7 protein-coding genes are annotated in these 12667 nt (G+C 50.3%); 2 read left to right on the forward strand and 5 right to left on the reverse strand.

Going from position 1 to position 12667, the window contains the following annotated elements; genetic code table 11:
* Positions 1–40: 40 nt before the first annotated feature.
* The 4 genes from CHB92_RS12005 to CHB92_RS12020 all read right to left on the reverse strand — a co-directional run bounded on the left by CHB92_RS12005 (position 41) and on the right by CHB92_RS12020 (position 8706).
* A complete protein-coding gene (locus CHB92_RS12005) occupies positions 41–949 on the reverse strand; it encodes an ROK family protein (protein WP_089319458.1) in 909 nt (302 codons plus the stop codon).
* 38 nt (positions 950–987) lie between these two features.
* Positions 988–3282, reverse strand: a complete 2295-nt coding sequence (locus CHB92_RS12010) for a GH92 family glycosyl hydrolase (RefSeq protein ID WP_089319459.1) — start codon at positions 3280–3282, stop codon at positions 988–990.
* A 516-nt stretch (positions 3283–3798) separates the two neighbouring features.
* Positions 3799–4830, reverse strand: coding sequence for a LacI family DNA-binding transcriptional regulator (locus CHB92_RS12015; protein WP_089319460.1), 1032 nt, complete (start codon positions 4828–4830; stop codon positions 3799–3801).
* 366 nt (positions 4831–5196) lie between these two features.
* A complete protein-coding gene (locus CHB92_RS12020; protein WP_373422647.1) occupies positions 5197–8706 on the reverse strand; it encodes a ThuA domain-containing protein in 3510 nt (1169 codons plus the stop codon).
* Positions 8707–9078: 372 nt separating this feature from the next.
* On the opposite strand from CHB92_RS12020, the gene CHB92_RS26135 reads away from it, so the two are divergent.
* Complete coding sequence (locus tag CHB92_RS26135; protein WP_245842507.1) at positions 9079–9393, forward strand: NAD(P)-binding protein; 315 nt, start codon at positions 9079–9081, stop codon at positions 9391–9393.
* Between the two features lie 11 nt (positions 9394–9404).
* Positions 9405–10568 carry a flavin-containing monooxygenase gene (locus CHB92_RS12025; protein WP_245842508.1) on the forward strand — a complete coding sequence of 388 codons (1164 nt, stop codon included), beginning with the start codon at positions 9405–9407 and terminating at the stop codon, positions 10566–10568.
* A 560-nt stretch (positions 10569–11128) separates the two neighbouring features.
* Here CHB92_RS12025 and dacB read toward each other — a convergent pair.
* Positions 11129–12529 (reverse strand): D-alanyl-D-alanine carboxypeptidase/D-alanyl-D-alanine endopeptidase, encoded by a 1401-nt coding sequence (dacB, locus tag CHB92_RS12030; protein WP_089319461.1) that lies wholly within the window; start codon positions 12527–12529, stop codon positions 11129–11131.
* Positions 12530–12667: the final 138 nt, after the last annotated feature.

The following is a 12667-nucleotide window of genomic DNA, read 5'->3' on the forward strand; positions in this document are numbered from 1 at the left end:
TCTTTAGTTCCTTATATGAAAGCACATGGCTTTACGCCTTCTACCCTTCTTGCACCTCGGTCTCCACTTCCTCTTGCCGGGTCTTTATCCAGGTGGCCGCTGCCCCTACCAGAGCCGACTCCTCCCCCAGTTCTGCTATGCGTATGGGAGTACTGCTCCCGTCCTCTTGCAGGCACGCCAGCAGCGTAGAGGAAAATAACCTGTAGGTCTTTGAAATATTTCCGCCTATCACCACTACCTCCGGTTTCTCCTGTTCGATGAGAGCGCCCAGGAACAAAGCCATGTTTTGCCCGAACTCATCAAATACCTCTTGCACCTTGCTGTCTTCAGCTGCCAGTGCGGCAAGCTCTTTCACGCCTTTTACTTCGTGGCCTGTCAGTTCAAAGTACCTTTTTACAAACCAGCGGGTAGAAAGCAGATCCTCTGCGATGCCTCCCTTGAAAGGAGCACACCACAGCTCGGCATCTTTCGCCCTGCCGTTCTGATAAATGGAGGACCCGAAGCCAGTGCCAAGGGTAAGCCCCACCGCGCTTTGATACCCTTTCGCCGCGCCGCACACCACTTCCCCCTGCAAAAAGCACTCAGCGTCGTTCATAAACCGAATGTGTTCAGGAGCAATCAACAGCCTCTCAGCCAGCAACTCCTTTACATTGAGCTTATAAAGCATATCATACTTATTCTGCCCCTGAATCAGGGAAATTCCTGCGGGATAGTCAAAGGGACCGGGCATTGCTATTCCTACCCTGCCCGAGAACTCCCGGCTTCCTTTTATGGCGTTCTCCACTACTACACACCAGTCATCCATAATTTCCGCCACTGTTCCCTGGCTGTTAATTTCCCGTCGTGCACGGCTTCCAGTTAGAAGTGTACAGGTCTGCAGGTTGACCAGTGCTGCGGTCGCATGCGAGCCACCAATGTCTATTCCCAGTACTACCGAGTTATCCCTCATAAATATCCCTTTTGAGAATGAGCTTCTAAACTATCCTGTTACTGCTTGATCGAACTGGAGAAGGAGTAAGGATACGCCTCTCTTTCTGTTCCCCGCTTTTTGTTAGGCGTCGCCTGCATGTCGAAGCTAAGCTTGCCTCCCCGCATGATGTCCTCATGCGTAATGTAGTTCTTGCCGTGCTCCTTCCCGTTGAGCCTGGCTTTATGCACATACATGTTTTCCTCACTGTTTCCGGGCGCCTCAATCACAAACTCTTTCCCATTCTCCAAGGTGATCGTTGCTTTTTTGAACAGTGGCGCTCCCAGCACATATTCGTTTACTGCCGGGGTTACAGGGTAAAAGCCCAGGGCAGAGAACACGTACCAGGCAGAGGTTTGCCCGTTGTCCTCGTCCCCGCAATAGCCGTCCGGCGTAGGCTGGTACATGCGGTCCAGCGTCTGGCGTACCCAGTACTGGGCTTTCCAGGGCTCTCCGGCATAGTTATAAAGGTAAGTCATGTGCTGAATGGGCTGATTGCCGTGCGCATACTGCCCCATGTTGGCGATCTGCATCTCCCGGATCTCATGGATCACGCCGCCATAATAGCTCTCATCGTAAACAGGAGGCAACGAGAAGACAGAATCCAGCTTAGCGACAAAGTTCTTTCTGCCTCCCATCAGGTCCACCAGGCCCTGCACATCGTGGAACACAGACCAGCTATAGTGCCAGCTATTGCCCTCCGTAAAGGCATCGCCCCACTTAAAAGGATTGAACGGGGACTGAAAGGAGCCATCCTTGTTCTTGCCGCGCATCAGGCCGGTGGCAGGGTCGAACAGGTTGCGGTAGTTCTGGCTTCGCTTGGCATAAAGGTCTATCTCGTCTTGCGGTCGCTTCAGGGCTTTAGCCAGCTGATAAATGGCAAAGTCGTCGTAAGCATACTCTAAGGTACGGGCCGCGTTCTCGTTGATGTTCACATCGTAGGGCACGTAGCCTAGCTCGTTATAGTAGGCTGCGCCTGCACGGCCAATTGCTGTGATGGGTCCCTCGTTATTAGCCCCGTGCAGCAGCGCTTCGTACAGCTTTTCGATATCATAGCCACGCAGCCCCTTGATATAGGCATCTGCCACCACCGAGGCGGAGTTGTTGCCGACCATGATGTTGGCGTATCCAGGGCTGGACCACTCTGGCAGCCAGCCCCCTTCTTTGTAATCGTTGATCAGGCCCTCCTGCATTTCCTTGTTTATAGAAGGGTAAGCAAGGTTCAGGAAAGGATAAAGCGCCCGGAAGGTGTCCCAGAAACCGGTCCCGGCGAAGCGGTAGCCGGCATAAGTTTTACCGTCGTACGGGCTATAATGCACTACCTTATTATCTGAATCAAGCTCGTACATGCGCTGCGGGAAAAAGAGCGTTCGGTACAGGCAGGAGTAGAAAGTGCGCAGCTGGGTATCTGTGCCTCCCTCTACCTTGATTTTACCAAGCGCATCGTTCCACAGTGTCTGGGCCTTTGCCTTTGTCTCGTCAAATCCATCCCCGGCCAACTCTCGTTTCAGGTTCAGCTCGGCCTGCTCCAGGCTAATAAAGGAAGAGGCTACCCGCAGGTTTACCTTTTCACCTGCTGTCGTCTTAAAGCCTACTACCGCGCCGGCATGGTCTGCGTTCATCTCCAAGGCATCCTTTACCAGCGTGGTGTCATGCCAGGTATAAGACAGGCTAAAGGGCTTATCGACGTAGATAACAAAATAGTTTTTAAAGTTTTTCGGGTTGCTGCGGGCGTTCTTGGTTGTATAGCCCACGATCTTGTTCTCTTTGGGCAGAACCTTTACATAGGAACCTTTGTCCAGGGCATCCACCACAATAAAAGAGCTATCGGCTTTAGGAAAGGTAAACCGGAACTGGGCGGCCCGTTCAGTCGGCGTGATCTCCGTTGTCACGTTGTGGTCAGCCAGGTACACCTTATAGTAATAAGGCTTGGCGACCTCGGCTTTGTGAGAAAACCAACTGGCCCTGTCGTTCTCGCGGAAACGGAGACTGCCTGTTACCGGCATGATGGCGAATTGCCCGTAGTCGTTCATCCAGGGAGAAGGCTGGTGTGTTTGCTTAAAGCCCCGGATTCGGTCGGCATCGTAAGTGTAAGCCCATCCGTCTCCCATCCTGCCCGTCTGCGGCGTCCAGAGGTTCATCCCCCAAGGCACCCCTAATGCCGGATAGGTATTTCCGTTAGACAGGCTAACCTTTGAGTCTGTCCCCATTAAAGGATTCACCAACTCTGCCGGCTGAAAAGGTTTTGCCTTTTGGGCAAGCGCTGGAAGCGACAAAAAGAATAGGGATAGAATATAAGTAAAACCTTTTCTCATTTACTTTTATGGGTTATTCTCTTTAATAAACTCGTCAAAATTCCAACTACTGATTTCGCTAAAACGATTTAGCTAATAATAGAAAAAGAAGCTCCAGCTTACTTGCACATATTAAAACAACCAAGCTCCAGCAAGCCTGGTGCATTACCTGAATGCTTTTGCTCTTTGTAGCGCCTTTTTAACATATATTCGTCGTGCTTAATTTAGCTAATCTCTTTAGAGTTGATAACGCAGGCCTCCTCACTATAAAGGAAAGGCAAACAGAAAAGACTTGCTTTTGCAAGGGCAGTGAAATTTGTAAGAGTACCCTTTAGATAAAAGCCAATCCGCTACATTACAACAAGTGTACTCTGAGCAAGTAATCACTTTAATTTATATATAACAACTATTATCATACTTTTTTTTAAATAAATCAGTAAGAGTGCTCCTTCCTCCTCATGATTTTTGCTACAACAACCAAAAAAGGAGCTACTTATAAAGAGTAAGCTACTGCAGGAAATTAATAGCCGGGGTTTTCTAAGCTAGCTTTTTCTTAAGAGAGGATTCACGAATAATGAGTTTAGCAGGCAGCACCACATGCTTGTTCGTATTCATCTGCTCAGGATCCTCCAGTTGCTTTAGCATTATATTAATAACCTCTTTGGAGATCTCTTCGACAGGTTGTGCTACAGCTGAGACAGGAGGGGCAAACAGTGGAAAGACATCATGGTCATCAAAAGAGACAATTCCAACATCAGCGGGAGACATGAAGGTGATGTCTCTTATGGCCTCTAAGCCCCACACACTAATGTAGTTTGTTGCAAACACAATGGCGTCTAGCTGCCTGTTGTTTACCAAAAAAGACGTTATTTCCTTTTTATTCTCTTCAGCGGGCTTATCGAAATTCAGCGACTTAACAAGGGGTGGCAATAAGCAGTCTTCGAGGGCTTTCTTGTACCCATTTAGGCGGTCATTCATTTGCACCTGCTCCGACTCTAAAGTAACGAAGGCAATTCTCGAATACCCTTGACTTATCAGGTGGTTTACCGCTTTGTAGGTGCTGTTGAAATTGTCAACAATAACATAATTCGTTTTCAGGCGGGGGAAGAAGCGGTCAAACAGCACCACAGGGTGCTTGTCGTTTATCAAGCCCTGTATGTCTTCTTCCACTCCTGCGGGCGGGGTAATGATGTAGCCGTCGATTTGCCAGTCTCTGAACATCCTGATCAACTCCCGGGTCTTATCCACGCTGTTCTCTGTGCTACAGTAGATAATCTTATAACCCCGCTGATGCGCGGCCTCCTCAATTAACCTGGCCACTTTAGAGAAAAAAGCATTTGAGATGTCCTCCACCATCAAACTAATGATCCTGGATTTGCCTGTGCGCAGGCTCTGGGCAATCTGATTGGGCTTGTACCCTACTTCCTCTACAAACTTTAGTACCTGCTCGGCTAACTGCTCGCTAATGCGCTTCTCCTTTGCCTTCCCGTTCAGAACGAATGAGACGGTAGTGGTAGACACATTTAACTGTTTGGCAATGTCGCGAATAGAAGGTCTTTTGTTTTTCATCTTTCGTTACTAATAAGCGCTTATGCTTGTTCTGCCCGGAGCTCAAACCTGGCACTGCTGCTTTCTTCACTCTCTCCCACACACCACGCAGGTTTAGCACGACCATAGGATCATCTTATGCTTGTCTGCCCGCAAAGCAGCTAATCGAAACCAATATAGCAATATCAACGCAAAGCCGCTTGCTTAGCCAGCCAAATTGGCTTATAGAGTTCTCTTTAGCTGCACAAGATACAGACTGGTCTTTATTTTAGACAGCTGCTCTCTGTCTTCATTAAGTCTACCGGTAAAAGAAAAGCGGTGCAGAGAAGCTCCCTGCACCGCTTTATTGGCTGCTACAGCCCACTATTTTTAGTTACGCTTATTCTACTACTTGCCTCCCGTTACGACAGCCATTCTCCTGCTTCCGGCACCATTGTTCTCGAACAGCACGTTGAGCACCGTGAAGAGCATTTGCCCGCTCGCAGCTTTGTCGTTTTTGAACACCAGGTATAGGTCCTGAAAGCCGGTAGCACTCTTCAGGCTGGCCTTCGCCTGCTGTGGCGGCGTGTTAGGCCCTGCCCCACTGGTAGCCATGATTGGGTCAGACTGCCCTAACAGTTCCCCATCCGGACTGCCCAGGCGCACCTCTATCGTGCCGCCAGTCATGCCGTATTCTTTAGAGGCCATAGCGCTAAAGGTTAACTGGTTGATCCCAGACATATCGACATTCTTAAAGGCAATGTGAGAACCAGAGGCCGAGGCAATTACTAATTCCATCCCGTTTGGTAGTTTATACTTCTGTATGCCCTCAAAGGCATCGGCTTTAGAAGCAGGCACATTCGGGTTACGTAGTATGAAGTTCTGCTCAGAGGCAAGGCCTTTGATGCCATTAGCTCCTTTATCCTGGTAAGCCGCACGCAACATGTACACGCCTACCCCTTTGTCGCCCTCTGGTAAAGCGGTGGTGTAAGTACCCTTTACCGGCAACGATGGGGATGCAGCTTTCTCTTCAGAAAGGCTCAGGATGTAGTTCACCATTTCTCTTGCATCAGCCTGTGACAGCTGCGGGTGCGCGCTCATCGACACCTCACCCCACACGCCACTGCCACCAGAAATAACTTTCTTTACCAGCTGATCAGCTGCAGCTTTATCGCCTTTGTATTTCAGCGCCACTTGCTTGTAAGACGGGCCAATGGACTTCTTATCTAGCCCATGACAAGCTTTACAGTCGCTACCCTCGATTAGCGTAAGGCCTTTGTTTAGCTGAGCGGAAGCATCGGCGCTACGGTGTCCCATGGCAATCGCAACTTTATCGAAGCCTTCCGGTAGGTAATCGATGGTTACAGCCACCTGCTCTGGCTTTATTTTGCCAGTAGCCAGGCTTCCGTCTTCTTTATCGATCACTTTTACCTCGTATGCGATCGTCTGGCCCGGGAAGAAGAACGTCTTGTTGCCCTGCGTTACCTCAAAGGCCAGCGCTGGCGGCTCATTGCCTGCCTGTAATTCCAAAGACTTGCTGCTGCTTTCGCCTTTGGTGTCGGTTACGGTAAGCGTTGCCTTGTATACCCCTGCTTTATCGAGGGTAACAGATGGGTTAGCCTCTGAGAAGGCCTGCTTGGTACCAGTAGCCGATGTTACTGTCCACTTGTAGTCCAACTCGTCATGGTCATAATCATGCGTGCCTTCCGAAGACAGGGCTACCTTCATTGGCAATGCACCTGCCTGCTTGTCCGCCATCACCTCTACGACCGGCTTACGGTTACCGCCATTGTATTCGATTTTTACCAGGCGCGCATCATCGTTCCCCTGGAACCAGCCCGTTCCGTACTCCAGCATGTACAGGTCGCCCTCCGGGCTAAACGCCATATCCATTGGGTTCGAGAACTTGTGGCTTGGCATAAACTGCTCCATCGACACAAAGTTCCCTTCTTTGTCCATGGTGACGGCCATGATCCAGCCGCGCATCCAATCATAAATAAAAAGCTTGCCGTCGTAGTAAGACGGGAAGGCGCGTGAAGCATTTTTAAACTGATCCTGGTAGTAAACAGGGCCTGCCATGGCGTTGCGGCCACCGGAACCTACGAGCGGGAACTCTTTTGACTCCGCGTAAGGGTACCAGATAAAGGCGCTCTGTGCCGGCGGCAGTTCGTTGAGGCCGGTATTGTTAGGAGAGGTATTGACAGGCTTGTTTACATCGAACTTAGCCCCGGACTTACCGGCAGCGAAATCATATTTGTTATAGGCCTTGTTGTCTCCTATAAAGTGTGGCCAGCCAAAGTTTCCGGCCTTGCGGGCCTGCCCTACTTCATCAAAACCCTCCGGACCTCTGTCTTCGGCCGCCTCTTTGGAATCCGGGCCTACCTCACCCCAGTACACGAAGCCTGTTTTCTGGTCCACGGAGATGCGGAAAGGATTACGGTGTCCCATCGTATAGATCTCTGGTCTGGTCTTCGCCGTTCCTTTCGGGAAGAGGTTGCCCTCCGGTATGGTATAGGTGCCATCATCTTCCGGGTGGATGCGGATAATCTTACCACGCAGGTCGTTGGTGTTGGCAGAGGACTTCTGGGCATCCCAGGAATTGCGGCCAGGGCGCTCGTCAGAAGGACTAAAGCCGTTAGAAGCATGCGGGTTGGTGTTGTCACCGGTAGACAGGTAGAGGTTACCCTGGGCATCGAAAGCGATAGAGCCGCCTGTGTGGCAGCATTCCTCCCGCTGTACAGGTATTTCCAGGAGCACTTTCTTCGAGTCCAGCAAGAGCTCGTCGCCGCGCATTTCGTAACGGGTCAGTATGTTTTTGGCCTCATCCCCGGCCGCTGAATAGAACAGATAAATCCAGTTGTTCTTTTCAAAGTTAGGGTCCTGTGCCAGCCCCAGCAGCCCGTCTTCAGCTTCCTTTTCCTTGCCCTCCTTGTCCACATACTTTGTGCTAACCGGGATCGTGGCGATCACTTTCACCTTCCCGGTTTTAGGGCTGTATAGCTTTACGTTTCCGCGGCGCTCTATAAACAGCACGCGGCCATCCTTCAGCACCGTCAGCTCCATCGGCTCTTCCAGTTTCTCGTCCAGCACAACCTTGGTGAACCTGTTTTCTTCGGGCATGCGCGGGGTACGCACCTTCTCATAATCAAGCGGCTTTGGCTCGTCGCCTCCCAGCACATAGTTCAGGCCTCCCCAAAGGTGCTGCAGTACCAGGGGCTCAGAGAAAGACTCGTCTGTGTGGCCAATGCTGGTATAGAAAGAACGGCCTCCGGCATATTCATGAAACCAGCTCATGGGATGGTGCTCGCCGTTCGTGCCCCCTTCATAAGACTTCTCGTCAATAGTTACCAGCACCTTGATATCCGGGTTGATCTGCTTGAAGTTGTAGAACTCATCTTCCCGCTCCCAGCGCTCAGGCAAGCCGGTCGTAGCCGGGTTGGTTTTATCCACTACCAGGAAAGTACCTTTCTTTACATTGGGGTTGTTCGGATGACTCTCGAAATAAGCTCCTACCAGCTTCCCGTACCAGGGCCAGTCATACTCTGTATCAGTTGCCGCGTGTATGCCCAGAAAGCCACCCCCGGCCTCCACGTAGCGCTCAAAGTTATTTTGCTGCTCCGGGTTTAATACATCACCAGTAGTACTCAAAAACACGACTGCTTTGTAGCGCTTCAGGTTCTCCTCATTGAAATTAGAGGCGTCTTCGGTTGTGTCCACGACAAAGCCATGCTCCTGCCCCATCTTTAGGAGGGCCGCCTGCCCTGCAGGAATTGAGGAGTGCCGAAAACCAGCCGTTTTACTGAAGACCAACACCCGGGCTGGCCCTTCCTCGGTGGAGCATGAAAAGAGACCGGCGAGCATTACAAACAGGCCGGCTACAAAGCCAAAGGACTTTGCAAAATGGTGATGTTTTCCCATGAGGTTCAGGAGTTAATAGTTTGTTAGTTAAATGGACGAAATAAAAGAAACCTAACGCCTTGTAGCGCACAATGCGTCATGATGACATAATGATAGAAATATTATTTTGTTTATCCAACATGTTGCATAATTCATTTAGCTAAAAGCCTGATTACTCACTTATTGGGCCACAGCTACTTATGAATAGCCCGATAGGAACTTAACAAAAGCGAAACAGAAAGTACACCAGGAACAGCTAATGTAGCTGGTACAGCCATTAGCAGCCTTAAAATGAGTTTACCTTTGTTTGCCTGTATGCGTAGGCCAACACAGGAGGGTACGTCCGAAGACTACGTCTCTCCTGGATTAAAGCGGCAAACAGCAGAAAGACACATGAGAGCGGACTTCCAGGTAAGAATTGTTGGGGCAGGCTTTGCGGGGTTAACAGCTGCTTTACGCCTGAAAAAGAGTGGCAGGAACTCCTTTGTCCTCTTCGAAAGAGCCACAGAGGTCGGTGGCACCTGGCGGGAGAACCTTTACCCCGGCTGCGCCTGCGATGTTGCCTCTCCCCTCTACTCCTTTGCTGATGAACCAAACCCTGATTGGCGCAAGTTGTATTCGGAGCAACCGGATATTTTACACTACCTGAAAGCTGTTGTCTCCAAAAACACCTGGCCAAGCACATTCGCTTCCGCTCAGATATTGTAGCAGCCAGATTCTTGCCTGAAGATGCGCTGTGGCTGGTAACCGACAGGCAGGGGAACAGCACTGCGGTAAAGGTCCTACTCCTGGGGCTAGGGCCCTTGAACCGTCCCCATGTTCCTGATTTTCCAGGTCTGGGATGCTACAGCGGCCAGTACTTCCACTCCGCCCGCTGGGATACCTCATTTAACTGGAAAGGGAAACGCGTGGGGGTGATTGGCACAGGGGCCAGCGCTGTGCAGATCGTGCCTGGCATCGCCCCGGAGGTAGCACAGCTCACCGTTTTCCAGCGAACGCCCGCCTGGGTTAGTCACCGCTTCGACAAACGGTTTCCCCCCTTCTCCAACTGGTTATTCAAGCGATTTCCCATCCTGCAGAAACTCTTGCGAGAGGCTATTTACTGGGTAAGTGAGTTTATAGGCCTGGGATTTATCGGCAACAAACGTATAAGCAAACTCCTGACCTGGCTGTCGCTCCGAAAGCTAAAGAAGGAAGTGAAGGATTCAGACACACGAAGAAAGCTCACACCCAACTACACGATTGGTTGCAAACGGATCCTTCGGTCCGATGACTACTATCCAGCCTTCAACCGGTCGAATGTGCACCTCGTTACCGAGCCTATACAGCAATTTGCTCCCAAGGGCATTCTAACCTCTGACGCCATGGAGCACCAACTGAATGCCGTTGTGTTCGCGACGGGCTTTGTGGCGGCTGATATGGACTTGTACACTAAAGTAATTGGCAGCGAGGGGAACAACCTCCTAGATGAATGGCAGGCAAAAGGAGCCGAAGCCTACAAAGGAACGACCGTATCGGGCTATCCGAACCTTGCTTTTATCCTGGGCCCTAACACTGGGCTGGGCCACAACTCAGTCGTGCATATGATGGAGTCCCAAATGAACTACATCATGCAGTACATCCAGTACCTGGAGCGAAGTGGCGAGGACAGTTACCTGAACTTAAAAGAAGAAGTACAGCAGGCCTACAACAACAGGCTACAGCAAGAGCTGAAAAATACCGTCTGGGCTTCCGGCTGCAAGAGTTGGTACCTGAACAAGAAGGGAAAAAACACGACCCTCTATCCCCGCCTCACGGTTACCTTCCGGAAAGAAACCAGGCACTTTAACCCCGAAGCCTACCAAGTCCTGAAAGCAGCAAGCAGAAACCCAGCCCAAGTCTAAGCATTGTTGCCTACTATTTATGGTGGACCACCACCCGGACTATGTTCTTATCGGCGAAGGCGGGCCGTTATGCTCAAATCGGTTGACAAGGCCATTAACATGATGATGAACAGTTCGGAGCTGAGCCGGTTGGCAACGTAAAATATAGGACAGGATGCGGGGCTTTTGTGTCCATACTGGAATTTGCAACGGGCAAGCAGGCCTTTAGTGGGCAAGTACGGAACGATGCTGCTTCGCCCCAGGTAGTTTCTCTTCAGGCCTTAAGGAGGGAACGCGAAAGCTTTTTAGAGTAGCTAGGTAACGTAACGGCCTTTGTAGAAGTCTGCCGAAAATAAAAAAGCACCCTACAGGGCAGGGCGCCTTTCCAAGCTATGAAAACAAACTTAATGCACAAATGTAGCAGGCCGCTTCTAATAATCCCAATCAATAATTTCTATAAGGGCATTGAGCAAGCCTATAAGTAAAAATTTTAATATTTAAAGGCCACAGCTAGCTTCCTTTTGCCTCTGCTTCGCCCTATGATAGCCGTCCAATGCGTCATTGATCGTTAGCTAGCCCTGCTACTTTAGCTCATCTAATACGTTGTACATTTTTCTTACCAATGCTCCCGAAGAACCATTGTAATTATTGATGAGGAAGGAGAAAACATATTCATTCCCATCTTTTGCCTTGTGATACCCGGTGTACCCTTTCACGCCTCGGATAGTGCCACTTTTCATTTTCATATCGTTATACAGTGGCAACGACGCGTAAAAACCGTCGAACCAGGGCTGCTTCCGGGCATGCTGCAAGACCTTAACCTGTGCCTGGGTTGTTACGCGGTTTAAGGGTGACAAGCCAGAGCCATCCACGATGTTCAGTTCTGTTTCAGGGATACCTCTTGTTTTCCAGAGGTTTTGAATAGCCTCCACCCCTGCGTCAGTAGAGCCAACACCGCTTTTCTGATAACCTATTGTCCGCAACAACGCCTCTCCATACAGATTAACGCTTTTCCTGTTAAACCAGTAAATGATGCTGTCGAGTGAGGGAGACGTGACAGTATAGAAAGGTGCATATTTTGCCTGCTGGTTGGCAGTTCCTCTGCTATCTACTACCACCTTACCGGTACTGCGAATGCCTGCTTCAGTTAAGGCATCCTGCAGGGTGCCTGCGAACTGGTCTGAGGCGGCAGGCAAAGCACCTGAGATTTTAAAACGGCTTTCATTCACAGGAATCGTACCCCTGATCACGCCGGTCGTACCGTTTACAGGGAAATAGATATAGGCGTTGTCGCCTGTACCGGCCGCCGCTGAGCTTAGTTCTGAGCGTAACTTATAGCCCTTGAGCTCAGGCACGGTACCCACAATACTAACCGGGTCACCTATATTTTTCCCGGACCTCAGCATTACATCAAACTGATTCTCCCGCCAGTTAAGCTTGGCCGGACCTGCCCCGTAGTAGTTGCCGACATCCTGCCACATCCAGCCATCGGGAATGGCTTCCTCGTTCCAACCCTCATTATCCACCGTAATGGAACTGATGTGCTTTACTCCTTGCCTGCTAATAGCCTGCGTTAGTTCCTTTAACACCGCCTCGTCCTTCGTGTTTCCCCAACGCCAGCTCCCTAGTGTCGGGTCTCCCGTGGGCATAATCAATAGTTTGCCTTCCTCCCCTGTTTTAGCAAGAGCAAACTTCGTTTTATACTGGAACCCGTCTCCCAACAGCTCATAAGCGCTGGCACTGGTAATGATTTTTTGCGTAGAAGCTGGAGCAAGGCCCAGCTGGCTGTTCTGGTCAAATACCACTTTGCCTGTTTTGGCATCCACCACATACAAAGAGGCGATGCCATTTCGCAGCTGTGGATCGTTTTGGAAAGTCTTGAAAGCGGAAGCAAGCCGGCCGGACACCGATTGGGCCAGCGCCAGGGAGTGCATCAAAGTGCAGAGTAAGAGAAGGGCTACTCTTAAGGTTAGTTGTCGCATCCCCTAAATTAAGAAAAAACAGGGACGCTAAGAAAACAACCAGGTCTACACAAAGCCATGAAGGTCATGAAAGTGATAGTTACGTTTTCTGCATGGTCTATTCGGCCAGCTTAGCTACACAACCCAAGCGTACAACAG

The organism is Pontibacter ummariensis (assembly GCF_900188175.1).
Lineage (GTDB): Bacteria > Bacteroidota > Bacteroidia > Cytophagales > Hymenobacteraceae > Pontibacter > Pontibacter ummariensis.

Excerpts from the sequence above, each read along its gene's own strand:
- CHB92_RS12005 (WP_089319458.1), bottom strand. The coding sequence starts at position 949 with ATGAGGGATAACTCGGTAGTACTGGGAATAGACATTGGTGGCTCGCAT.
- CHB92_RS12010 (WP_089319459.1), bottom strand. The coding sequence starts at position 3,282 with ATGAGAAAAGGTTTTACTTATATTCTATCCCTATTCTTTTTGTCGCTT.
- CHB92_RS12015 (WP_089319460.1), bottom strand. The coding sequence starts at position 4,830 with ATGAAAAACAAAAGACCTTCTATTCGCGACATTGCCAAACAGTTAAAT.
- CHB92_RS12020 (WP_373422647.1), bottom strand. The coding sequence starts at position 8,706 with ATGGGAAAACATCACCATTTTGCAAAGTCCTTTGGCTTTGTAGCCGGC.
- CHB92_RS26135 (WP_245842507.1), top strand. The coding sequence starts at position 9,079 with ATGAGAGCGGACTTCCAGGTAAGAATTGTTGGGGCAGGCTTTGCGGGG.
- dacB (WP_089319461.1), bottom strand. The coding sequence starts at position 12,529 with ATGCGACAACTAACCTTAAGAGTAGCCCTTCTCTTACTCTGCACTTTG.